General features: G+C 73.2%; 22 protein-coding genes and 1 pseudogene. 12 read left to right on the forward strand and 11 right to left on the reverse strand.

Translation table 11 applies throughout. The features are described 5' to 3' along the window. Nucleotide 1 precedes the first annotated feature (1 nt). Both AB0J66_RS02965 and AB0J66_RS02970 read left to right on the forward strand, forming a co-directional pair. On the forward strand, nucleotides 2-292 hold the full coding sequence (locus AB0J66_RS02965; protein ID WP_364655152.1) for a hypothetical protein: 291 nt from the start codon (nucleotides 2-4) through the stop codon (nucleotides 290-292). Nucleotides 293-302: 10 nt separating this feature from the next. Then, entirely contained in the window at nucleotides 303-989 is a 687-nt protein-coding gene (locus AB0J66_RS02970) for a phosphoribosyltransferase family protein (RefSeq protein WP_364655153.1), read from the forward strand. On the opposite strand, the gene AB0J66_RS02975 is transcribed toward AB0J66_RS02970, so the two are convergent. The 3 genes from AB0J66_RS02975 to AB0J66_RS02985 form a co-directional block, all read right to left on the reverse strand. Next, on the reverse strand, nucleotides 983-3,154 hold the full coding sequence (locus tag AB0J66_RS02975; protein WP_364655155.1) for a bifunctional polysaccharide deacetylase/glycosyltransferase family 2 protein: 2,172 nt from the start codon (nucleotides 3,152-3,154) through the stop codon (nucleotides 983-985). The two genes, AB0J66_RS02970 and AB0J66_RS02975, sit on opposite strands and share 7 nt — an antisense overlap. Next, complete coding sequence (locus AB0J66_RS02980) at nucleotides 3,154-3,432, reverse strand: hypothetical protein (protein ID WP_364655156.1); 279 nt, start codon at nucleotides 3,430-3,432, stop codon at nucleotides 3,154-3,156. The genes AB0J66_RS02975 and AB0J66_RS02980 overlap by 1 nt, the downstream gene beginning before the upstream one ends. A gap of 114 nt (nucleotides 3,433-3,546) precedes the next feature. After that, the gene (locus AB0J66_RS02985; protein WP_364655158.1) at nucleotides 3,547-4,056 is read right to left on the reverse strand and encodes a hypothetical protein; all 510 of its coding nucleotides are present in this window, start codon (nucleotides 4,054-4,056) and stop codon (nucleotides 3,547-3,549) included. Nucleotides 4,057-4,509: 453 nt separating this feature from the next. On the opposite strand from AB0J66_RS02985, the gene gap reads away from it, so the two are divergent. After that, entirely contained in the window at nucleotides 4,510-5,511 is a 1,002-nt protein-coding gene (gap, locus tag AB0J66_RS02990) for a type I glyceraldehyde-3-phosphate dehydrogenase (protein ID WP_364655159.1), read from the forward strand. Nucleotides 5,512-5,515: 4 nt separating this feature from the next. Then, a complete protein-coding gene (locus AB0J66_RS02995; protein WP_364655160.1) occupies nucleotides 5,516-6,127 on the forward strand; it encodes a CBS domain-containing protein in 612 nt (203 codons plus the stop codon). 52 nt (nucleotides 6,128-6,179) lie between these two features. Here AB0J66_RS02995 and AB0J66_RS03000 read toward each other — a convergent pair whose 3' ends face one another. Beyond that, nucleotides 6,180-7,049: a universal stress protein gene (locus AB0J66_RS03000; RefSeq protein ID WP_364655161.1), complete on the reverse strand. Its 870-nt coding sequence runs from the start codon at nucleotides 7,047-7,049 to the stop codon at nucleotides 6,180-6,182. Between the two features lie 132 nt (nucleotides 7,050-7,181). On the opposite strand from AB0J66_RS03000, the gene AB0J66_RS03005 reads away from it, so the two are divergent. Then, nucleotides 7,182-8,135, forward strand: coding sequence for a nitroreductase family protein (locus tag AB0J66_RS03005; protein ID WP_364655163.1), 954 nt, complete (start codon nucleotides 7,182-7,184; stop codon nucleotides 8,133-8,135). A gap of 3 nt (nucleotides 8,136-8,138) precedes the next feature. Here AB0J66_RS03005 and AB0J66_RS03010 read toward each other — a convergent pair whose 3' ends face one another. From AB0J66_RS03010 to AB0J66_RS03020, 3 genes are read right to left on the reverse strand one after another with little or no spacing between them, the layout of a single operon-like run. Further along, a complete protein-coding gene (locus AB0J66_RS03010; protein ID WP_364655165.1) occupies nucleotides 8,139-9,005 on the reverse strand; it encodes a universal stress protein in 867 nt (288 codons plus the stop codon). An 11-nt stretch (nucleotides 9,006-9,016) separates the two neighbouring features. Beyond that, nucleotides 9,017-11,668, reverse strand: a complete 2,652-nt coding sequence (locus tag AB0J66_RS03015) for a GNAT family N-acetyltransferase (protein WP_364655166.1) — start codon at nucleotides 11,666-11,668, stop codon at nucleotides 9,017-9,019. Nucleotides 11,669-11,671: 3 nt separating this feature from the next. Continuing rightward, nucleotides 11,672-12,538, reverse strand: coding sequence for a universal stress protein (locus AB0J66_RS03020; protein WP_364655167.1), 867 nt, complete (start codon nucleotides 12,536-12,538; stop codon nucleotides 11,672-11,674). Between the two features lie 177 nt (nucleotides 12,539-12,715). On the opposite strand from AB0J66_RS03020, the gene AB0J66_RS03025 reads away from it, so the two are divergent. From AB0J66_RS03025 to AB0J66_RS03035, 3 genes and pseudogenes are all read left to right on the forward strand, one after another. Further along, nucleotides 12,716-13,645, forward strand: a complete 930-nt coding sequence (locus AB0J66_RS03025) for a universal stress protein (RefSeq protein WP_364655168.1) — start codon at nucleotides 12,716-12,718, stop codon at nucleotides 13,643-13,645. A gap of 96 nt (nucleotides 13,646-13,741) precedes the next feature. After that, a pseudogene (locus AB0J66_RS03030) lies at nucleotides 13,742-14,143 on the forward strand (SulP family inorganic anion transporter); the annotation flags it as partial. 14 nt (nucleotides 14,144-14,157) lie between these two features. Beyond that, nucleotides 14,158-14,685, forward strand: a complete 528-nt coding sequence (locus tag AB0J66_RS03035) for an STAS domain-containing protein (RefSeq protein WP_364655169.1) — start codon at nucleotides 14,158-14,160, stop codon at nucleotides 14,683-14,685. Here the strand turns inward: AB0J66_RS03035 and AB0J66_RS03040 are convergent. Both AB0J66_RS03040 and AB0J66_RS03045 read right to left on the reverse strand, forming a co-directional pair. After that, nucleotides 14,649-15,095 carry a universal stress protein gene (locus AB0J66_RS03040; RefSeq protein ID WP_364655170.1) on the reverse strand — a complete coding sequence of 149 codons (447 nt, stop codon included), beginning with the start codon at nucleotides 15,093-15,095 and terminating at the stop codon, nucleotides 14,649-14,651. The genes AB0J66_RS03035 and AB0J66_RS03040 overlap by 37 nt on opposite strands. Continuing rightward, on the reverse strand, nucleotides 15,092-15,301 hold the full coding sequence (locus AB0J66_RS03045; protein ID WP_364655171.1) for a DUF1918 domain-containing protein: 210 nt from the start codon (nucleotides 15,299-15,301) through the stop codon (nucleotides 15,092-15,094). The genes AB0J66_RS03040 and AB0J66_RS03045 overlap by 4 nt, the downstream gene beginning before the upstream one ends. A gap of 265 nt (nucleotides 15,302-15,566) precedes the next feature. Between AB0J66_RS03045 and AB0J66_RS03050 the strand changes: the two genes are divergently transcribed. Next, on the forward strand, nucleotides 15,567-15,842 hold the full coding sequence (locus tag AB0J66_RS03050) for a DUF1876 domain-containing protein (RefSeq protein ID WP_364655172.1): 276 nt from the start codon (nucleotides 15,567-15,569) through the stop codon (nucleotides 15,840-15,842). Nucleotides 15,843-15,845: 3 nt separating this feature from the next. Then, the gene (locus AB0J66_RS03055; RefSeq protein ID WP_364655174.1) at nucleotides 15,846-16,325 is read left to right on the forward strand and encodes a hypothetical protein; all 480 of its coding nucleotides are present in this window, start codon (nucleotides 15,846-15,848) and stop codon (nucleotides 16,323-16,325) included. 24 nt (nucleotides 16,326-16,349) lie between these two features. On the opposite strand, the gene AB0J66_RS03060 is transcribed toward AB0J66_RS03055, so the two are convergent. Continuing rightward, entirely contained in the window at nucleotides 16,350-17,798 is a 1,449-nt protein-coding gene (locus AB0J66_RS03060) for an AAA family ATPase (protein WP_364655175.1), read from the reverse strand. A 15-nt stretch (nucleotides 17,799-17,813) separates the two neighbouring features. Further along, nucleotides 17,814-18,782, reverse strand: a complete 969-nt coding sequence (locus AB0J66_RS03065; RefSeq protein ID WP_364655177.1) for a nitroreductase — start codon at nucleotides 18,780-18,782, stop codon at nucleotides 17,814-17,816. Between the two features lie 211 nt (nucleotides 18,783-18,993). On the opposite strand from AB0J66_RS03065, the gene AB0J66_RS03070 reads away from it, so the two are divergent. Further along, on the forward strand, nucleotides 18,994-19,293 hold the full coding sequence (locus tag AB0J66_RS03070; RefSeq protein ID WP_364655178.1) for a hypothetical protein: 300 nt from the start codon (nucleotides 18,994-18,996) through the stop codon (nucleotides 19,291-19,293). A 10-nt stretch (nucleotides 19,294-19,303) separates the two neighbouring features. After that, nucleotides 19,304-20,293 carry a zinc-binding alcohol dehydrogenase family protein gene (locus AB0J66_RS03075; RefSeq protein WP_364655179.1) on the forward strand — a complete coding sequence of 330 codons (990 nt, stop codon included), beginning with the start codon at nucleotides 19,304-19,306 and terminating at the stop codon, nucleotides 20,291-20,293. Nucleotides 20,294-20,297: the final 4 nt, after the last annotated feature.

The raw sequence follows: 20,297 nt of genomic DNA on the forward strand, positions 1-20,297 counted from the left end.
CATGGACGCGCTGATCGCCGGCATGGTGGCGATGCTGGCCGTACGGATCCTGGGTGCCGCTGTGCTGATCTTCGTCCGGCGGGCCCCGGCGGAGGCGGCTCCGCGTGCCGGCGCACCTGATCCGTGTCTGGCCCCCCTGCTCGGGTTGCCCCCAGCGAGTGGGCCGGACCCCGAGGCATCGCTTCTCCGGCAGCTGAACTCCGGCGAGATCACGCGGCGTCAGTACCGGAACGCCGTCGAAGAGCTGGCACGCCGCGACGCCGCCGTCCACCCGTTGCGGGGTCCGTCATGAGGTGGTCGACATGATCTTCGCAGATCGGGCAGCCGCGGGCCGGGTCCTGGCTCGCCGGTTGATCGCATCGAAGGGGTCCGGCGCGGTCGTCCTCGGCGTGCCCCGCGCCGGCGTGCCGGTGGCGTTCGAGGTCGCGGAGACCCTGGAGCTGCCGCTCGACGTCATCGTGATGTGCGGCCTGGCCGCGCCCGGCCGTCCCGGACTCACCCTGGGCGCTGTCGGTGAGGACGGCGCGTCCGTTGTCGATGAAGACGCCGTCCGGGCCGGCCGGGTCTCGGCGGACGAACTCGCCGAGGCCTGCCGTAAGGCCGGCGCCGAGGTCGTGCGCCGGGCCCGGACGCTTCGTGACGGTTGGGATCGGGCCATGCTGTCCGACCGCACGGCGATCGTCGTCGACGACGGAACCGTGACCGGGGCGACGGCCGGAGCGGCCTGCCGGATCGCTCGGAAGTTGGGCGCCCGCCGGGTCGTCCTGGCCGTCCCGGTCGGCTCCCGCGAGGCCGTGGCGGCGGTGGGGGGCGCGGCCGACGAGATCGTGTGCCTTGCCCGGCCCCACCCGTTCCTGGGGGTGGGACGCTATTACGGCGATGTCGCCCCCACGACGGATGTCGACGTCGTCAGGTTGCTGATCCGGGCCGGGCGGCGCTGCCGTGCCGTCGGCTCGGCCTCGCGGGCCGCACTAGCTTCCGGTCAATGAGCCGGGACACGCACCTCTCCGGTACGGCGCATCTTCTGCCAGTGCAGCCGCCGCCCGGCCACGGCCGTCAGCGCCGAGTGCAGCAGCACCAGGTACATCAACTGCCGGTAGAAGACCTGCTGCAGGGGCAGGGTCCACAGGGGGCGCCAGGACTCCTGGTCCAGCCGGAAGGCCACCGCGGCCGTGACGATCTGCACGGCGAGCATCGAGAGCCAACCGATCGCCGCCGCCGAGCTGTCCAGGAAGAACAGCCCGTACACCGCCATGATGTCGAACAGCGGCGCCAGCAGGGGCAGGAGCACGCTGAACGGAACGACGAGCAGCAGGGTCCGGCGCCCGAAGCGGCCGGAGCGGCCGTGCTCGACGACGGCCCGGCGATGCTTCCACAAAGCCTGCATCGTGCCGAAACTCCACCGGTACCGCTGCCGCCACAACTGCCGCAGGCCGGTCGGCGCCTCGGTCCAGGCCCGAGCCGAGTCCTCAAAGACCACGCGCCAGCCGGCCCGCTGAACGGCGATGGTCAGATCGGTGTCCTCGGCCAGGGTGTCGACCCGCAGACCGCCGGCGTCGATGAGGGCCTGCCGGCGGAAGGCGCCCAGCGCACCGGGAACGGTGCAGATGCAGCCGGCTGTGTCGTAGAGGCGCCGGTCGAGGTTGAAGCCGACGACATACTCGATGTGCTGCCAGGTGCCGAGCAGACCATGCCGGTTGCCCACCTTGACATTGCCCGAGACGGCGCCGACCGCCGGGTCGGCGAACGGCTGCAGGAGCCGGTGCACGGCGTCGGGCTCGACCACGGTGTCCGCGTCCACCATGACGATCAGATCGTGGCGGGCGAACGCGACGCCGGTGTTGAGCGCCGTCGCCTTGCCTCCCGACGGCTGCCGGATCACCCGGACGTTGCTCAGGCCCAGCTTTCTCACCACGTCCGCCGTCCCGTCCGTCGAGGCGTCGTCGACCACGACGACCTCGACGCCGCCGGGGTGGGCGGAAAGCGCCAGCGATCGCACCGCGGGGCCGATCGTCGCCGCCTCGTTGAACGCCGGAACGATGATCGAGACCGCTTCGGTGACCGGTGGGCCCCAGCCCGGGCCCGGCCGGCGCCGCCGGCGGGCGTGACGCACTGCCACGACGACCAGCGCGACGGTGCGGGCCACGACCAGAACGCCCGCGGCGAACAGCGACCACCAGAGCAGCCGGAGAGTCAGGTCGGCGATCCGCACCATCGAGACCATCGCCCATCCCCGGGACGCCGGAAAGAAGCCGGCCGGTGGGTTCGCCGCCCGGATTCGCCCGGCCAGGGCCTGGGAGACGGTGACGAACCGGTAGCCGCGCTGCTGCAACCGCGGGATGAGCAGGTCCAGCGCGGCGACCGTCTGCGACCGGTCGCCACCGGCGTCGTGCATCAGGACGATCGCTCCCGCACCGTTCGCCGGTGTCGCGTGCCGGACGATCGTCTCGACGCCCGGCCGGCGCCAGTCGTCGCTGTCCAGGTCGTTCAACACGGTCACGTAGCCCTGACGGGCGGTCTCCCGGAGGGTGGCGAGGTCGCCGTTGCCGACGGCGTCGGCCGTCGAGGAGTAGGGCGGCCGGTACAAGGTGGTCGAACGCCCGGTCCGGTAGGCGATCGTACTCTGGGTGGCGGAATGCTCCAGGTGGCGCAGCCACGCCGGCACGGCGGACACCAAAGGATGGGTGAACGTGTGCACGCCCACCTCGTTGCCCTCGGCGACCACCCGGCGGGACAACGCGGCGTTGCGCACGACCTGAGAGCCGATCATGAAGAACGTGGCGTGGGCGTCGTGCCGGCGCAGCACGTCGAGCACTTGCGGTGTCCAGCGCCGGTCCGGTCCGTCGTCGAAGGTGAGGACGATGGTGTGTGCCGGCGCCTGGTAGGAGACCGGCCGGGCGCCGGAGAGGTCGATGATCGGTCCGCCGGTGCGAACATCCGAGGGGACGGCCGAGGTCGACTGCTCGGCCTGTGCGGAACTGTCCGGCGCGAAGTCGTTGCGCAGGTACGCCTCCACCAGCAGCATGTTGGCGAGCAGTAGAAGCAGCGCGAGGGCGACCGCCGCCCTCAGCACGGAGCGGCGGCGGCGCAGCGCCGGGAGCCGGCCGGTCGTGACGTCGGGTTCGGTGGTCCGGACCCCGCGATAGACCGCCATCACGGCGCTCCACCACTGAGCTGGCTGAGCCAGAAGGCCAGCAGCACGGCGAGGACCAGCAGACCGGCGGCGTACGCCACATGTCGCAGCCGCCGGCGCCGGCCGCCGGTCGGGTCGGCGAAGACGGGGCGGGGCTCGTCGCCGAGACGCGTCACCTCGGTCGGGGCCTGCTCGATCGGAGCGACCCGGCCTTTCACCGGACCGGTGCGCACCCGCCCCGTGACCCGTCCGACCGCCCGGGGTGCCGCGGAAGGTTCGCGTCGTCGCTGGTTGGCCATAATTCGACGTTATGCGCCCTCGACGGGAACGCGCATGTTCCGAAAGTCCCGAAGGCGAGGCCTTTGTTACCAAGACCTCGCCTTCGCTGTTCCGTCGTCAGCCGAACTGCTGGATCACCGTGGATCCTCGGCCTTGATGACGGGGCCTTCGGCGTATCCCATCATGTCGTATCCAATCCCGCCGATCTTCGAGTCGAGGAATGTCGTGACGACAACCTTGTAGGTCCCGGACTGGCCGGGATCGCCGGGGTTCTCCTCGGACAGGGCGAAGGCCGGAACGGGAATCTTGGCCGTGTAGTGCTCATCGAGCGAGAACGGCGGCCCGCCGACGGGAACCTTCACCGATTCAAGGATCTTCTCGTCGCCGGGGCCCTGCGACTCGACGTAGGCCGTGACGACCCAGGAGTCGGTCTCGCGGGAGAGGGCGGTCAGCCAGAGCGGCACGAGGTTGCCGTAGACATGCCACTTGACCTCGATGTCGAACGGCTTGGTGCGGTCGATGACGAGGTTGCCGGTGCCGATCGCCGGCTGCTCGGTGATCACGACGGTGCCGATGAACTCGCCCTCGATGGACGGCGAGGCCGGGCCGGCCGGCGGGATGTTGGGATCGAAGCGGTCGGTCATAACAGGCTCCTCCCGGATGACGGGACGGTCGCGGAAATGCGCCGCCCTCAATGCCGATGCTTGTTCCGTCCTCGAAGCTCACCCAGAGACGGAGGTCCTTTCAGGATTGTCCGCAGCGGCAGATGGCGTCTGTCTCGGGGCGCCGGCGCAAAATCGGCTGGAGCGGGTTCGGATGCGCTGCGTCGCTGATTTCCCTTCGTCATCACCGACCGTCACGGACATAGACCTGCGTCATCGACAAAACGGATGGTGGGTCACACCCCGCGCCCTGGTGACGACGACATTCGGTGATCCGCCGATCCGCGTCTCGTGAGGACATGGGCCGAGGCGCGGGGGCCGAGGGGCACGGTGCCGGCCGGTTCTGCCCGGCCGGTCGGGACCTTCGGCTCTGCCTGACCCGGCGCCAGGGGCGAAACGCTGGAGACACACCACGTCGAAAGCTGGAGGATCACCATGACCTACCGCATCGCCATCAACGGATTCGGCCGGATCGGCCGCAACTACCTGCGGCTGCTGGCGAACCGGGCGCCCGAGCTGGAGGTGGTGGCGGTCAACGACCTGTTCGACACCGCCACCCTCGCCCATCTGCTGGAGTACGACTCGACGTTCGGCCGGATGACGGCCGAGGTCGGCCACGCCGCCGACGCCCTGATCGTCGACGGACGGCGTATCCCGGCGTTCGCCCGCCGCACGCCGGACGAGCTGCCCTGGGCGGAGCTCGGTGTCGACCTGGTCATCGAGTCCACCGGCAAGCTGCGCACCCGCGACGACGCGGCGCTACACCTCAAGGCCGGCGCCGGCCGCGTGCTGATCTCCGCACCCGGCAAGGGCGTCGACGCCACGCTGGTGCCCGGAGTCAACGCGGAGACGTACGACCCGGTGAAGCACCAGATCGTCTCTGCCGCCTCGTGCACGACCAACTGTGTCGCGCCGTTGCTCAAGGTGATCCACGAAGCTTTCGGCATCGAGCAGGGCTACCTGACCACGGTGCACGCGTACACCAACGACCAGAACGTGCTCGACGCGCCGCACAAGGACGCCCGCCGGTCCCGGGCCGCCGCCGTCAACATCATCCCGACCAGCACGGGCGCGGCCAAGGCGGTCGGCCTGGTGCTGCCGGAGCTGGCCGGCCGTCTCGACGGGGTCGCGCTGCGGGTGCCGGTGATCGACGGCTCGATCAGCGATCTGACCCTGCGGCTGGCCGGCGAGGCCACCGCCGAGCGGATCAACGAGGCCGTCGCTGCCGCCGCGGGCTCGCAGATGCGGGGCATCATCCGCTACACCGACTCGCCGCTGGTCTCGACCGACATCATCGGCGACCCGGCGTCCTGCGTCTTCGACGCCCGGCTCACCCAGGCCCAGGACCGCCTGGTCAAGGTGTTCGGGTGGTACGACAACGAGTGGGGCTACACCAGCCGTCTGGTCGACCTGACGGCGCAGATGGCCGCGAGGTGACGACATGCGGGTCAAAGACATCATGAGCAGTCCGGTGCACACCGTGGTGCAGACCGCCTCGGTGGAGAGCGCGGCCGAGCTGATGAGCGCGCGGTCGGTGACAGCACTGCCGGTGGTCGACACGACGGGCGTCCTGGTCGGCATGGTCAGCGAGAGCGATCTGCTGTGGCACCGGGTGCCGCGGGATCCGACCGCTCATCTGCGGCCCCTGCCGGACCTCGACCCGGAGAACCGGCCGGGAATGGTCGTGGAGGTCATGTCCTCCTATCCGCTGACCGTCCGGCCCGACATGGACGTGGCCGACGTCGCGGAGGCGATGCTGGACAACGACGTGCGCAGCCTGCCGGTTCTCGAGGACGGGGCGCTGGTCGGCATCGTGAGCCGCCGGGACATCCTGCGGGCCATGGTGCGCAGCGACGAGGCGCTCGCCGGTGAGGTGCAGCACCGTCTCGACGAGTATGCCGACGGCGGCCGGCGCTGGACGGCGACGGTGCACGGCGGCGTCGTCCGGGTGCACGGGACGTTCGGCGACGAGACCGAACGCGCGGTCGTCACCGTGCTGGCCCGCACCGTCCCTGGTGTGGCAGGCGTGGAGACCGGCGTGATCGAAGAGTGACACGGCAGAGAGAACGGGACCGGCGGCGCTGCCGGTCCCGTTCACGTCTGTGCTACCGGACGATCGCGACCGGGCAGCCGGCGTGGTGGGCCAGATGACGGCCGACGGAGCCCAGCAGCAGACCGGCGAAACCGCCGTGCCCCCGGCTGCCCACGACGACGAGCTGAGCGTTCGCCGACCACTCGGTCAGCAGCCGCCGTGCCGGTCCGCGGTGGACCTGCGGCCGGATCTTCAGGTCGGGGTGTTTCCCGGCGATCCCGGCCAGCGCCTCCGCGAGCACCCGCTTCTGCTCGTCCTCGCCCGACCAGTTCGCGGAGGACATCGGCAGCTCGCCGTTGAGCTCGGTCCCGTCGGCGTCGTTCCAGGCGTGCAGCGCCACCAGCTCCGCGCCCCGGCGGGCGGCCTCGTCGGCGGCGAACAGCAGCGCGTTCTGCGAGGCGGCCGAGCCGTCGACACCGGCCACCACGGCACCATCGGGGCGGATCTGGCCGCGCACGATCAGCACCGGGCAGGAGCTGTGGGCCGCCGTCTGGGCGGCCACCGATCCGATGACGAACTCGGCCGCCGCGCTCACGCCGTGGTCGCCGAGAACGAGAAGATCGGCGTGCCGGCTCTCGTCCACCAGGACGGCCGCGGCGCCGCCCGGCACGACCGCCGCGGTGACGCTCAGCCGCGCCGCGTGACGGCGGGCCAGATCGGCCGCCTCGGCCACGAGACGCTCGGCCTGCGCCCGGTAGGCCGGGTAGGCGGGCGGGGCGATCGACGGCGACATGGTCACGCCCGCCGGCACGTAGACGAGGGCGTGCACGATCCGGAGCGGCCGCTTGCGACTCAGCGCCGCCGCCGCGGCGGCCTCGACCGCGGTCAGGCTGCGCGCGGACCCGTCGACTCCGACCACGACCGGTGCTCCTGCGGTGTTCATGACTTCATCGTCGCGCCCGGCACGGGCGGTGGACAGGGCCGGGCGGATCGGCCCGTACTGTCCTTCGGCCCTGGCCGGTGGTCACCAGCCGCGATGGGGTGGAGGTGCCCGCACGCCGTGGAAGGGGGAGCCATGAGGGAGATGCTCACTGAATGTGTCCGTACGGCGACGAGCGCGCCCTCGCTGCACAACAGCCAGCCGTGGCTGTTCCGGATCAGCCGCGACACCGTCGAGGTCTACGCCGATCCGCGTCGCCGGCTGCCTGTTCTCGATCCCGTCGGCCGCGAACAGCTGATCAGCGTCGGCGCCGCCGTTTTCACGTTACGTCTGGCGATCGCTGCGGCCGGGTACCGCTGCGCCGAGGAGATCTTCCCCGAGACGGCTGAGCTGGACCTGGTGGCCCGGGTCAGGCTCGGCCGCCCCGCGCCGGCCAGCCGTGCGGCCGAGGCGCTGGCCGCTGCCGTCCCGCACCGGCACACCAATCGGTGGCCGTTCTCGCAGACGGCCGTCCCGGCAGCCGTGCTCGAGCACCTGCGCGACGCGGCCCGCCGCGAGGGCGCGGTGCTCACGATGGTCGCCCTGCCCGCCCGGGACGCGGTGCTCGGCCTGGCCCGGGCCGCCGAGCAGTGGCTGCGGGAGCGGCCGGGACACCGCGAGGAGCTCGCGCGCTGGACCGGCCGGGGCGCCCGCCACGACGGGGTGCCGTGGTGGGCGGTCGGTCCGTGGGACTCCCTCGAGGCGGTGCCGATCCGTGACTTCGCCGAGCTGTCCGAGCTGCCCCGGCCCAGCGAGCCGTTCGAGCCCTATCCGGCGATCCTGGTGCTGGCCACCGAGGGCGACGAGCGCGCCGACCAGGTCCGGGCCGGCGAGGCTCTGCAGCGGGTGCTGCTCACCGCGACCTGGCAGGACCTGGCCACCACGCCGATCAGCCAGCTCGTCGAGGTGCCGGAGGTGCGCCGGGCGCTGACCGACCCGGCCGGCGGCCTGTCGGCGCAGATGGTGCTGCGGGTGGGCTACGGCCGGGTGGCCGGGCGGACGCCCCGGCGCCCGCTCGGCGAGGTGTTGCTGGGGCGCCGGGACGGATGACGGTCAGGACTCGGCGTCGTGCACGATCGCGATCGAGCAGGGGGAGTGCCGCAGCAGGTGCTGGCTCACCGAGCCGAGCAGGGTGCCGCGCACGGCGCCGCGCCCGCGGGTGCCGACGACGAGCAGCTGGGCGTTGAGCCCGGCCCGCTGCAGGACGGAGGCCGGGTGCTCGACCACGGCGTCGGCGTGGATCTCCAGGCCGGGGTGCTTGTCGCGCCACGCGGCGACCAGCTCGTCGAACGGCTGCCGCTCGGCCGGGGTGACCTCGCGGGTGACCATCGCGGTGCTCTCCCAGAGCCCGGTGACCGGCTTCCAGGCCCGCACGAGGTGCAGGGCGACGCCGCGGGCGAGGGCCTGGTCGGCCGCGAACGCCAGAGCCGCCTGCGCGGCCGGGGAGTCGTCCACGCCGACGACGACCGGCGCCGTCGCGGCGGCGTCACCACGGACCAGCACCACCGGGCAGCGGGCGTGGGCGCTGACCGCGGCGCTGAGCGAGCCGAGCAGGCCCAGCACGGCGCTGTGCCCGCGGCAGCCCAGGACTATCAGGCTGGCCTCGGCCGACCGGTCGATCAGGGTCAGGGCGGCGCTCGCGTGGACGATCGAGATCGCGGTGCGGACCTGGGGATGGGTCTTGCGCGCCGTCACCACCGCCTCGTGCAGCGCTCCCTTGATGGCACGGTCGGTCTCGCCGTCCGGCCAGACCGCGGGCGCCGGCACGGTCGAGGTCGCAGGCATCCACGTCGGCCATTCGTAGGCATAGAAGAACTCGACGAGGGCGCCGGTGCGCGCGGCCTCGTCCAGCCCCCACCTCGCGGCGTCGCGGGACCCGGCCGACCGGTCGTAGCCGATGATGATTTTGCGGGTGGACATGGTGGCTCCCTTCAGGCGGGCCCGGCCGCGCTCAGCCGGCGCAGCAGAGCATCCGGCTCGGCGCCCACCGGCGCCAGCCGTAGCTTCGCGTCCACGGCGGTCACACCGCCGGGACCGATCAGGATCGGGTTGAGGTCGAGCTCGGCGACCTCCGGGAAGTCGTCGGCCAGCCGGCCGAGACGCAGCAGCAGGTCCTCCAGCGCGCCGGTGTCGGCCGCGGGCGCGCCGCGGTAGCCGGTGAGCAGGGGGGCGCAGCGCAGCTCGCGCCACATCCGCCCGGCGTCGAGGTCGGTCATCGGCAGCAGGCGCAGGCTCCGGTCGCTGAGCAGGTCGGTGTGCACCCCGCCGGCGCCGAGCAGCACCACGGAGCCGAACCGGGCGTCGTGCGCGATGCCGGCCACCAGCTCGGTCTCCTCGTGGACCTGCGGCTGCACGAGCGCGCCGAAGCCGGGCCGGCCCGCGCCGGCGACGGCGGCGAACGCGTCGCGCACCGCCGCCGGCCCGGTGAGGCCGAGGCGTACGCCGCCGGTGTCGCTCTTGTGCACCAGCTCCGGGTCGGCCGACTTGAGCACCACCGGGTATCCGGTCCGCTGGGCGGCCGTTACCGCGGCCTCGGCGGTGCCGGCATGGGTGGTGGCGACGAGCTTGATGCCGTACGCGCCGAGGATCGCGCTCGTCCGTTCGTACGGCTGCCAGCCGCCGCCGTCCGCGAGCGCACAATCGATCGCGTGCCGGGCCGGCGCGGCCGAGACGCCCCGGAGCTCGGGCCGTCGCCCCAGGGGACGGCGCCGCCATCCGGCGTACGCGGCGGCGTGTGCGAGTGCCCGCACGGCCCGCTCGGGGAGGTCGTAGACCGGAACCGCCCGGTCACCGAGCCGGGTGGTGGCGCCGTCACCGCCGACCAGCACCGCGGCCGCGGCCAGGCCGGGCCGGTCGTCGAAGACCTTGGCCAGCGCGGCGAACAGGTCGCCGGGGGCGTTGGACTCGGTGGCCACGGCGATCACCAGCAGCATGTCCACCTCGCCGCTGTCGGCGATCGCCGCGGCGGCAGCGGTGAACGCCTCGGCCGATGCGGCGGCGCCCAGGTCGACCGGGTTGTCCCGGCCGCCGGCGCTCCGGCGGACGGCGGGGCCGATCGCGGGCACGGTCAGGCCGTGCCCTTCCGCAGCGTCGGCGGCGAGCACGTTGAGCCCGCCCGCGTTGCTCACCACGGCGAGCCGATGTCCGGTGGGCAGGGGCTGCCCGGTGAGCATGCGGGCCGCGTCGATCAGGTCGCCGAGACCGTCCGGGCGGACGACGCCGGCCTGCGCGAAGAGCGCGTCCACGGTGGCCGCCGGGGCGGCCGCGGCCGCGGTGTGCGAGGCGCCGGCACGCCGTCCGGCGTCGGTGCGGCCGCTCTTGAGGGCCAGGACCGGCTTGCGGCGGGCGAGGGCCCGTACGGTGCGGGCGAATTTGCGGGGGTTGCCGAAAGACTCCAGGTAGAGGGCGACCGCCTCGGTCGCCGGGTCGTCGTACCAGTACGCGATGAGGTCGTTGCCGCTGACGTCGGCCTTGTTGCCGAGCGACACGAACGTCGAGATCCCGAGCGTGGCCAGCAGCGCGATGCCGACCGCCCCGGACTGCGCGGCCACGCCGAGCCCGCCGGGGAGTGGGCTCCCGGGCGCGAAGGTCGCGTCGAGCCGTACCCGGGGATCGGTGTTGATCACCCCGAGGCAGTTCGGCCCGACCAGCCGGATGCCGTTCGCCCGGGCCAACCGGACGAGTTCCCGCTGGCGTTCCCGGCCCTCCGGCCCGGCCTCCCCGAAGCCCGCGCTGAGCACGACGGCCGCACGGACCCCGATCGTCGCCCCGTCGGCGATCACCTCGGCGACCTGGTCGGCCGGGACCGCGACCACCAGCAGATCGACGGCGGGCGGGAGGTCGCGAACCGAGCGGTAGGCCGTGCCGCCGTGGCGGTTCACCGCGTACAGCGCCCCCGTGAACCCGTACTCGCGCAGTTTTCTCAGGGTCTCGTGGCCGACGCTGCCGGGCCGGCGGCCGGCCCCGACGACCGCCACCGCGGCGGGGCAGAGCAAGGCTCGCAGCGACGCCCGTTCGGCGGCCCTGTCGCGCACGTCCACCGCGTTCTCGGTCGCCTCATCGCCCGTGGTGTCCAGCCCGACGTCCACGATGCCGTCGCCGAACCGGGACCAGGCGTGCGCGCTGAGGTCGCGGGCGACGCGCAGCATGGCGAAGTTGCCGGGCAGGACCTCGCCCACCAGCTCGGCGATGCCACGCCGTCGGGCCCGTACGGCCAGGTGTTCGAGCAGCAGGGTGCCGATGCCGCGGCCGCGATGCGGGTCCGCGACGAAGACCGAGAACTCGGCCCGGTGTGTGATGTCGTCGGTGCGCTCGCAGGACGCGACCCCGATGACGTGCTCGCCCTCGGTCGCGAGCATGGCCAGGTGGCGGTCGTTCTCCGGGCGGACCAGCCGGTCCACCTCAGCCGCGAGGGTGCCCGGCCCCGGCATCGCGAAGAAGCGCAACCGCAGGCTCTCCGGCGACGCGCCGGTGTAGAGGGCAGTGAGCGCCGGCCGGTCCTCGGGTGACACGGGCCGGATCGTGATGATCCCGCCGTCGGCGGCGAGGGCGTCGGCGGCGCCGAGGTCGATGTCGGCCGGCATGGCTCACGCCTCCGGGCGTACGACTAGCACGGGGCACTCGGCGTGGTGCAGCAGCGGCAGCCCGGCCGAGCCGAGCAACGCGCCGCCGATCGCGCCGTGGCCGTGGCTGCCGATCACGGCGAGCTGGGCGCCCGCGGAGGCGGCGACGAGCGCGGCCGCGGCGCTCTGATGCGTGAGCACGACCTCGACCTTCACCTGGGGGTACTTCTCGATCCAGGGTGCGAGCTGCTCGTGCAGCCGGGCCCGCTCGTCGGAGTCCTGCGCGGGCGTCTCCACCTCGGACGGGCGGACGTCGGCCAGCCAGAGCGGAATCACCGGCAGATAGGACCGGACGACCGTCAGAACGGCGTCCCGTGCGGCCGCGGCCGCGAAAGCAGTCTCCAGCACGCGGTCGGAACCGGGCGAGTCATCGGCTCCCACCACGACCGGGCCCTCCGGCGTGACCTGGCCGCGGACGACCACGACGGGGCAGGCGGCGCGGGTGGCCATGCGCTGGCTGACCGAGCCGAGCAGCAGCCCGGCGAAGCCACCCCGGCCGCGGCTGCCCACCACCAGGAGGTCCGCGTCGCGGGACGCTTCGGCCAGCCGGGGCGAGGCATGCCCGATCAACGTGTCCGTCTCGATCTCGACGTCCGGCGCCAGCGCGCGGGCGCGGTCCCGGGCCGCCGACACGACACTGTCGGCCAGCAGGCGGGCGACGTCGATGTACTCGTTGCCGATGTCCAGGCGTGACTCGTTCCAGTCCCAGTCGAAGGCGTGCACGATGCGCAGCGGCATCCGGCGCCGCCGTGCCTCGTCGGCCGCCCATTCGACGGCGGCGCTGCCACAGGTGGTGCCGTCGGTGCCCACGACGATGATCGGCTTCCTCATGGCTGTTCTCCCTTCGATCTCCTTCGATCGTCGGGTGCGCCGGTGCGGACGGTCAGAGCGTGAGGTCCCGTACGGACGGGCTGGAAGTCCCGAGCGGCCACGGCCGGGACGAACGGCCCCGGCACAGGTGCCCACCGGCCGTGACCCCAGCCACGCCGGCCCGCCTAGCCTGCGACTATGCACACCGACGTGTCGAAACCTCGCATCCGGCCGGTGATGGTGGGAGTGAACGGCTCGCGCTCGGGCCCGGCCCTGGTGGATCTCGCGGCGGCAGAGGCCGCCCGGTACAGTGCTCCGCTGCTCATCGTGCATGTCTGGCCGGGCCGCTACACCGGCGCTTATCGCGGCCGCGGCGCGGTCGCGTCGCGGGCCGACGCGCAACGGTTGCTGGACCTGCTGACCAGCCGGGCCCGGCTGGCCGCGCCGCGGCTGCGCGTCCGGGCGGAACTGCTCGACGGCAACGCGGCGAACCTGCTGACCGAGACCTCGGCCCGGGCCCAGCTGCTCGTGGTCGGTCACCGCGACGAGGCCTACGGGCGCCCGGCGTGGGGCTCGACCACCGCCTACCTGTCGTTCCACAGCGCTTGCCCGACGCTGGTGTACAGCGGTTCGGTTCCGGCTGACGGGCCGGTCGTGGTGACCACCTCGGCCCGGCCCGAAGGCGACGGCACTCTCGGCTACGCCTTCGAACGCGCGTCCCTGGTGGGCGCCCCCCTGGTCGCGGTGCACATGTGGACGCGGCCCGGTGCCGAGGACGGTCCGCCGGTCGCCGTGCCGAAGGGCGCCTACGCCGAGGAGCGTGCGGCCGCCGAGCAATCGCTGTCCGCGGCGCTGGGCAAATGGGTCGCGCGGTTCCCCGATGTGACGGTGGAACAGCTGATCGTCAACGACTTCGACATCGCGTTCACCGTCGAGCGGGCCCTGCGGCGCGGTCGCCTGCTGGTGGCCGGGATCGGCCGCGGCGGCAGCTTCGCCGAGCTGCTGTGCAGCGCCCGCCAGTCCCATGCCGGCCTGCGGGCGAACAGCCCGATCGTCCTCGTGCCGCCCGGCTGGTCCGGGCGGGACGAGGACACGTCCGTCGCGAGCGCCCGCGTGGCACGCTCGTGACGGGTCGCTGTCGGCCTCCTGGCCCACTACCGGCGGAAGTGGCTGCGGGGCGATGTTCTGGCCGGACTGACCGTGGCCGCCTAACTGGTGCCCCAGGTGCTGGCGTATGCGAGCGTGGCCGGCCTGCCGCCGGTGACCGGGCTGTGGGCGACCGCTCCCGCGCTGCTCGCCTATGCGCTGCTGGGCACGTCGCGGCTGCTGTCGGCCGGGCCGGAGTCGACCACGGCCCTGATGACGGCGGCGGTGGTGGGCCCGATGGCACCCGGCGATCCCGGGCGGTATGCCGGGCTGGCAGCCGCCTTGGCCGTCACGTTCGGCCTGCTGTGCCTGCTGAGCCGCCTGTTGCGGCTCGGATTCGTGGCCGACCTGCTGTCCCGGCCGATCCTGGTCGGCTATCTGGCCGGTATCGCGGCGATCATGGTGGTGAGCCAGCCCAACAAGATCACCGGCGTGCCGGTCGACGGCGGCACGTTGTTCGGTGAGGTGGCGTCGTTCGTCTCCGGCCTGCCGTGGTGGTCAGGATCTTCGGACTCGAGGGCCAGGGGATCCGAGTCGTCGGGGCGGTGCCGGTCGGCGTCCCGTCGCCTTCCCTGCCCGACCTGGCCAGTTTGCCGTCGCTCGTCCTGCCGCCGGCCGGTCTTGTCCTGGTCGGCTACAGCGACAACCCGCAGGCGCGCACGGTGCCCGGTCTGGTCGTCTACCGCTACGACTCGCCGCTGTTCTTCGCCAACGCCGACAACTTCCGGCGGCGAGCGCTGGCCGCGGTGACCGCCCACGAGGGTCCGGTGGCCTGGTTCGTGCTGAACGCGGAGGCGAACGTGGAGGTCGACATCACGGCGCTCGACGCGGTGGAGCGGCTGCGGCACGATCTGGTGGAACGGGGGATCGTCTTCGCGCTGGCCCGCGTCAAGCAGGACCTGCTCGTCGATCTCGAGTCGTACGGCCTGGCCGACGCGGTCGGCGCCGACCGGATCTTCCCCACGTTGCCGACCGCCGTCGCCGCCTACGAGAAGTGGCGCACCGGGTCGGGCCGCGCCTGAGAGCGGTCGGCGTGCACCACCAGCACCGGGCACCCGGGCCGGCGCAGCAGGACACGCTCGATCGACCCGCTCAGCAGCGCCGGCCACGGGCCGCGGCGCCGGCCGCCGATGACGATCATCTCGGCGCCCTGGCTCTCGCTCAGCAGCACGTCGCGGGCGGGCCCGGCCGCGATCCTGGTCGTGACGGTCAGGCCGGGAGCGTAGTCACCGGCTCGGGCCGCGGCCGCCGCCACCAGCGCCTCCGCCCGCGCGTGACCGGCCCGGCCGGACGGCGGCCCGGCGAGCGCGTGCACGAGATGCAACCGACGGTGGCGCCGGGCCGCCTCGACAGCGGCGATCTCCACCGCGGCCAGGCTCGGCGCCGATCCGTCGACCCCCGCCACGACGGGCGCCCCGGCCCGTGCTATCACGGCTGTGCGCCTTCTTCTTCAGTGTCGTGCTCGATCCGCGCCTCGGCGCCCGGGAAGATCAAAGTGGTTCGCCCGTCGTCGAGCCAGCGCACCTCGTACGGTGGTCCGCCGTCGGCGTGACCGACTGCGGTGATCACCCCGATCCGTCGGCTGTCGCCGAGATGAGTGCCTTCCAGGACGATCCGGTCACCGATCCGCGCGATCATGAGAGGTCCTCCTCCGAGAGTCGGAACCCACCGGGTGCGGTGGCGACGTGCGGTCGATGCCGTTCTCCACGGTGGGTCTTGCGGCGCGACGGCCGTCTGACTGGTCTCGCCGCCGTCGCCTCCGGCATCCGGTGGGTTCCTCTCCAGCCTCCCTGCCGGCGGCGGCGCCCGGCAGGGCCGTTGGTCCTGTCCCGGGGACCAACGGCACTGTCCACCGGCGTGTCCCCGGGCCTAGACAGGAGGTAACGAAGCTGGAGGTGACGCCATGATCCACACTCGGACGTGGACGGTGGAGATCAACATCACCGAGGACGACATGCACCGCCGGACCACCGCCGCTGCGGTCCTGCACTCGGACGCGCGCACGCCGGTGCGGGGCGAGGGGGAGGCCCGGCGCCGGCCGGCCGACACCGAGGTGCCGGAGATCGGCGACGAGCTGGCGACCGCGCGGGCGCTGGCCGATCTGGCCTACAAGCTGCTCGACGTGACCGCGGCTGACATCGAGCAGTTCACGCACCGGCCCGTCCACCTGGCGGGTTGACCGATGGGAGCTGCGCCGGATCGGCGGTGGCGCTACAACTACGGCGCCACCGCCGAGGAGGTGACCAGGCCGCTGCCGGGTGACGACCTGCTGCCCGGCCCGGACGTGCTGTCGACGCGGGCCGTCACCATCGAGGCCCCGCCGTCGTCGGTGTGGCCGTGGCTCGTGCGCCTCGGCGGCGACTCGCTGTCGATCGCTCCGTGGCCGGCCCACATGCGGATCGAGAGCTGTCAGCCGGAGCACGACCTCGTCCTGAGCTCACCCGACGGCACCTGGGTCTGGACGCTGTCGCTGTCCGTCGTCTGGCTGATGACCAGGCTGATCAGCCGGAACCGCATCGTCCTGGCCGGGCAGCGCACGGCCCGTCTGGTCACCGAGCCGGAGCGGCTCGTCGCGGAAAGGCGACTGCTGCGCGACATCAAGCACCGCGCCGAGGCCATCGCGCCGACGGCCGCGTGCCCGTACCCCCTTCCCCGCCGTTGATGCGTCCAGCGGCCCGTCTGGTGATCAGGTTTCCACGGCGGCGCGGGCGCGGCTGAGCGACTGGTCCGGGCTCTCGTCGGTGGCGATCAGGGTGGCCTCGGGCCAGGGGCCGAAGGCCGCGCTCATGGCCTTGGCGATGACCGTGTCGGCGTCCGAGGCGTCGCCGTGGCGCCGGGCGAGCCGACCGGAGACGGTCGCCGCGCCGGCGGTGCAGCGGATCTCGTGCAGGGCGCTGCTGGTGGCGCGGGCCAGCTCGCGGGCCGCCGCCCGGCGTCGCGGGGCGTACCAGGAGGCGTCCAGAACGACGGTCTCGCCGCGCTCCAGCAGCCGGCGGGCCCGATCGAGCAGCTCGTGATAGGCGCGGTCGGTCCATTCGGTGGTGTAGATGCCCTCACGCCAGCCGGCCGCCGCGCTCCGCTCCGGGGCCAGGCCGGCAATCTCCTTGCGGATCCGGTCGCTGGAGAGCACGGTCGCGCCCAGCCGGTCGGCCAGCTTCCCGGCCAGGGTGGTCTTTCCCGTGCCGGGAGCGCCGCCGACGAGCACGAGCCGGACCTCGCCGGCCCGCAGGTGCTGCCGGGCCAGCCCGGTGTAGTCGGCGACGTCCGCGGCGGCGGACGGATCGCCCTGGGCGTGCCGGAGACACGCCACCTTCGTGCGTACGTACGCGCGGTACGCGATGTAGTGGTGCCGCAGCGACGCCGGGGCCGGATCCCCGCTGAACTCGGCGTACCAGTCGAGGAAGGAGCCGGCGAGCAGGCCCGCGCCGAGATGTTCGATGTCCATGGCGAGGAAGGCCGCGTCATCGAGCCCGTCCAGCCGGCGCAGCCGGTCGTCGAACTCGAGACAGTCCAGGGGGCGGGGCCCGTCGGGCAGACAGAACACGTCGTCGGCGATCAGGTCGCCGTGGCCGTCGACGACGCGCCCGTGGGCGACCCGATCGGTGAACAACGGTTGCCGCCCAGCCAGGAAGGCATGCACCCGGTCCTCCACCTCCGCCGCGGCGGCGGCGTCGAGAACGCCGCCCGCGAAGGTCTTCAGCTGCGCGAAGGTGGCGCTCCAGCGGGCGAGCAGCGCGTCGCGGCTGCCCTCGGCGGAGACGTCCGGCCCGCGCAGCGCGTGCGCGTGGAACGAGGCCAGCATGTGGGCCACCCGGCGCAGATCGTCGCCGACCGGCGCGCCGGCGCGAATCAGCGCCGACAACCGGCGGTCCGCCGGCATCCTGCGCATCACCACGAGGTGGTCGCAGAGCTCACCGTCCGGGCCGTGCACGTCCGCCACTCCCAGATAGACGTCGGGCGCCATCCTCCGGTTGAGCTCGACCTCCCGATGGCAGACGACCTCCCGGTCCGGCCGCCGGCGGAAGTCGAGGAAGCCGAGGTCGACGGCCTTCTTGAGCTTGTAGACACGGTCACCGAGGAAGAAGAGCACGGCGGCGTGCGTCTCCAGCAGGGCCGATCGGTTCGTCGAGGTCATGGCCGTGCCTCACCTTCAGCCAGTCGAGAAGATCTCCGAGTTCGGCAGGCGGGGCGTGCCCGGACCGGCCGGGTGCGCCGACGCGGCCGCCAGCCGTACCACCAGATGGGGGTAGGCGGACCAGTTGAGCAGTTGCCGGATGCGGTTGCGGCCGCCGGCCACCTCGGTGACGACGCTGAGCGGCAGCACGGCGACACCGAGGTGGGTCGCGGTGAGCCAGCCTGCCGACAGCGCCTCCCCGGAGATCAGCCAGTCCGGCCTCAGGTCGTGCGTGCTGTGCAGAACGGCGAAGGTGGCCGCCGGGCCGCGCGACTCGTCCAGCAGCACCGATCCGGCCCGCCGGAGCGCCCGGGCCGGGGCGGTCAGCACCTGCGGATCGTCGGGCAGCGCGGAGGAGGGCACGCCGGTGTGCGAGGGCCGGTCGCCGCCGACCCAGCCGGCGATCTCGACCTGCCATTCGGGGTCGGCCGCCTCGACCTCCTGGGCCAGCTCGGCGGCCTGGGCGACGGCGAACATCTCGTTCAGCCGCAGCACCATCAGGCCGGCGCCGTGTCGGCGTACCGCCTGTTGCACGGTGTGGACCTGGTGCGTGTCGAGCGGCGGGCCCGGCTCGTTGCGCCGGTCCGTGTGCCGGCGCGGCTCGGCCCGGACCAGCCGGGCCGCGTCCCGGTCGGGGGCGATCCGGTCGCCGAGGCCGACCCGCGCCAGCAGGTACGGATCGTCGGCCACCGGCACGCGCGTCACCTCGGCCGCCCAGCCCTGGGCGGCCAGGGCGATCAGCGCGTGGTGCAGCGCCGCCCCGCAGCTGAGCACCGCCAGCCGGGACGTGGGGTCGGTGACGCGAAGCAGCCGCCGCGGCTCCAGGCTCAGCTCGAGCACATCGTGGCGTAGCGTCCAGTGCCACGGCTGGCTGTTGTGCAGCGACGGGGCCCGGCCGGCGAAGATCACGGCCTGGGCCAGCGGGTCCGCTGAATCGAGAGTCATCGTGGCCTCCCTGGCACGTTGCGGTCCCCTTCGAGCCTGTCCGCCCGCGGCCACCGGCGGCAGAGCCGACCGGCCTGTCGGCCGGGCCGTCGGGCACTGTCACCCCGGGCCGGCCTCGGCGACCGGGGGCGGACCGGCCCGAGGAGGCGGGACTTCGTTCCCTGCCCGACGCCGGCCGGCCGGCCGAGCATGATGGGCGGAGGTGAGATTCATGTGGATCATGTTGGTCATCCTGGGATGCATCGTCGCGGTCTGTGTTCTTCCTGCCGTCTACTCGTGGTACGACGACTTGGCCGCGGCCAAGCGCGGCAAGACCGCCGCGGGCGACGCGACGACGGCCGGTTCCCCGCTGCCTCGCCCGGAGAGCCTCGAGGGCGTCCTGGTGGCGCAGCTGGCCGAGGGTGAGATCACGAGAGGGCAGTACATCCGGGCCATGGCCAAGCTCGCGGCCCGCGACGACGAGCGCCACCCGCTCGCGGTTCCGCCCGAGCAGGGCGCTGCGGGTGTGTGAGGAGGACGGCATGTACGGCTGGCAAGTGACCGAACCCGGCCCGGATGTGCGACGGGCCCTGCGGCGCACACCCATGAACGTTCCCCGGCCCGGGCCCGACGAGCTGCTGGTGGCCGTGGACGCCTGCGGGGTCTGCCGCACCGACCTGCATGTGGTCTCGGGCGAGCTGCCACCGCACCGGGCCGGTGTGGTGCCGGGCCACGAGGTGGTCGGGCACGTGCTCGAGGGGGCCGGCGGGTTCCGGCCCGGCGACCGGGTCGGGGTCGCCTGGCTGCGCGAGACGTGTGGGCAGTGCCGCTTCTGCCTGCGCGGCGCCGAGAACCTGTGCCCGTCGTCGCGCTACACCGGCTGGGACGCCGACGGCGGCTACGCCGGCTACCTGACGGTCCGGGCCGACTACGCCTACTCGCTGCCCGGCGGCTATCCCGACGCCGAGCTGGCGCCGCTGCTGTGCGCCGGGATCATCGGCTACCGTGCGCTGCGGCGGGCCGAGCTGCCACCCGGTGGACGGTTGGGCATCTACGGCTTCGGCGCCTCGGCTCACATCACCGCCCAGGTCGCCCTGGCCGAGGGCGCCCGCGTCCACGTGCTGACCCGCTCGGCACGGGCCCGTGAGCTGGCTCTGGAGCTGGGCGCGGCCTCGGCGGGCGGGGCGTACGACGCCGCGCCCGAGCCGCTGGACGCGGCCGTGCTGTTCGCGCCGGCCGGTGATCTCGTCCCGGTCGCGTTGCGGGCTCTCGACCGGGGCGGAACGCTCGCCGTGGCCGGCATCTACCTCAGCGACATCCCGGCCCTAGACTACGACCGGGATCTCTTCCAGGAGCGTACGGTCCGCAGCGTCACCGCGAACACCCGGCAGGACGGACGTGACCTGCTGGCCTTCGCCGACAAGCACCCTCTGTCGGTGACGGTGACCGGATATCCGATGGCCCGGGCCGCGGACGCGCTGGCCGACCTCGCCGCGGACCGGGTCACCGGCGCCGCCGTCCTGCTGCCCTGAGGTC

It is taken from the genome of Actinoplanes sp. NPDC049598, from assembly GCF_040675435.1.
Taxonomy (GTDB): domain Bacteria; phylum Actinomycetota; class Actinomycetes; order Mycobacteriales; family Micromonosporaceae; genus Actinoplanes.

What these genes read in the sequence shown, in the direction of transcription:
- AB0J66_RS02965 (WP_364655152.1), top strand. Translation starts at nt 2, where the DNA reads ATGGACGCGCTGATCGCCGGCATGGTGGCGATGCTGGCCGTACGGATC.
- AB0J66_RS02970 (WP_364655153.1), top strand. Translation starts at nt 303, where the DNA reads ATGATCTTCGCAGATCGGGCAGCCGCGGGCCGGGTCCTGGCTCGCCGG.
- AB0J66_RS02975 (WP_364655155.1), bottom strand. Translation starts at nt 3,154, where the DNA reads ATGGCGGTCTATCGCGGGGTCCGGACCACCGAACCCGACGTCACGACC.
- AB0J66_RS02980 (WP_364655156.1), bottom strand. Translation starts at nt 3,432, where the DNA reads ATGGCCAACCAGCGACGACGCGAACCTTCCGCGGCACCCCGGGCGGTC.
- AB0J66_RS02985 (WP_364655158.1), bottom strand. Translation starts at nt 4,056, where the DNA reads ATGACCGACCGCTTCGATCCCAACATCCCGCCGGCCGGCCCGGCCTCG.
- gap (WP_364655159.1), top strand. Translation starts at nt 4,510, where the DNA reads ATGACCTACCGCATCGCCATCAACGGATTCGGCCGGATCGGCCGCAAC.
- AB0J66_RS02995 (WP_364655160.1), top strand. Translation starts at nt 5,516, where the DNA reads ATGCGGGTCAAAGACATCATGAGCAGTCCGGTGCACACCGTGGTGCAG.
- AB0J66_RS03000 (WP_364655161.1), bottom strand. Translation starts at nt 7,049, where the DNA reads ATGAACACCGCAGGAGCACCGGTCGTGGTCGGAGTCGACGGGTCCGCG.
- AB0J66_RS03005 (WP_364655163.1), top strand. Translation starts at nt 7,182, where the DNA reads ATGAGGGAGATGCTCACTGAATGTGTCCGTACGGCGACGAGCGCGCCC.
- AB0J66_RS03010 (WP_364655165.1), bottom strand. Translation starts at nt 9,005, where the DNA reads ATGTCCACCCGCAAAATCATCATCGGCTACGACCGGTCGGCCGGGTCC.
- AB0J66_RS03015 (WP_364655166.1), bottom strand. Translation starts at nt 11,668, where the DNA reads ATGCCGGCCGACATCGACCTCGGCGCCGCCGACGCCCTCGCCGCCGAC.
- AB0J66_RS03020 (WP_364655167.1), bottom strand. Translation starts at nt 12,538, where the DNA reads ATGAGGAAGCCGATCATCGTCGTGGGCACCGACGGCACCACCTGTGGC.
- AB0J66_RS03025 (WP_364655168.1), top strand. Translation starts at nt 12,716, where the DNA reads ATGCACACCGACGTGTCGAAACCTCGCATCCGGCCGGTGATGGTGGGA.
- AB0J66_RS03045 (WP_364655171.1), bottom strand. Translation starts at nt 15,301, where the DNA reads ATGATCGCGCGGATCGGTGACCGGATCGTCCTGGAAGGCACTCATCTC.
- AB0J66_RS03050 (WP_364655172.1), top strand. Translation starts at nt 15,567, where the DNA reads ATGATCCACACTCGGACGTGGACGGTGGAGATCAACATCACCGAGGAC.
- AB0J66_RS03055 (WP_364655174.1), top strand. Translation starts at nt 15,846, where the DNA reads ATGGGAGCTGCGCCGGATCGGCGGTGGCGCTACAACTACGGCGCCACC.
- AB0J66_RS03060 (WP_364655175.1), bottom strand. Translation starts at nt 17,798, where the DNA reads ATGACCTCGACGAACCGATCGGCCCTGCTGGAGACGCACGCCGCCGTG.
- AB0J66_RS03065 (WP_364655177.1), bottom strand. Translation starts at nt 18,782, where the DNA reads ATGACTCTCGATTCAGCGGACCCGCTGGCCCAGGCCGTGATCTTCGCC.
- AB0J66_RS03070 (WP_364655178.1), top strand. Translation starts at nt 18,994, where the DNA reads ATGTGGATCATGTTGGTCATCCTGGGATGCATCGTCGCGGTCTGTGTT.
- AB0J66_RS03075 (WP_364655179.1), top strand. Translation starts at nt 19,304, where the DNA reads ATGTACGGCTGGCAAGTGACCGAACCCGGCCCGGATGTGCGACGGGCC.